At 48.4% G+C, this 364-nt stretch carries 1 protein-coding gene; it reads right to left on the bottom strand.

Features of this window, described 5'->3' with window-relative positions:
* Nucleotides 1–364, bottom strand: a 364-nt coding sequence (locus tag SB764_RS38750) for a GEVED domain-containing protein (protein ID WP_410866571.1), incomplete at both ends; no start/stop codon positions are given.

The following is a 364-nucleotide window of genomic DNA, read 5'->3' as shown; positions in this document are numbered from 1 at the left end:
CATATAAAGCTTTGAAGCCCCGGAAGCGATTGTTCCGGTCTGGGCCCCTGTCCAACTTAATGTTTGGGTGGTAGAACCCACAGTAGAAAATGTTGTTGTGGCAACCTCCTCTACCTGAAACTTGCCGTCATTGTTAAAGTCGATCCAACCATACAAATATCTTGTAGCAGCCACTGGATTGGTCACTGGAACTGATAGTGTATAAGGCACGCCGGTTCTAATCTGGTTTACCGATACATCTATCGCATCTTCATCCAAGCCATCTCCATTGCTGCCGTTATTATTAGCTCCGGCGGCAACACTCAGCGGGGAAAGTTCAAGATCAGGAACAAGGCCTCCCATTCCCAGACCTGAAAGCAGGCCA

This window comes from Paraburkholderia sp. SIMBA_027 (assembly GCF_046535315.1).
GTDB classification, from domain to species: domain Bacteria; phylum Pseudomonadota; class Gammaproteobacteria; order Burkholderiales; family Burkholderiaceae; genus Paraburkholderia; species Paraburkholderia tropica.
The sequence above is the reverse complement of the archived record's forward strand: the minus strand, read 5'-3'. Positions and strand labels throughout refer to the sequence as shown.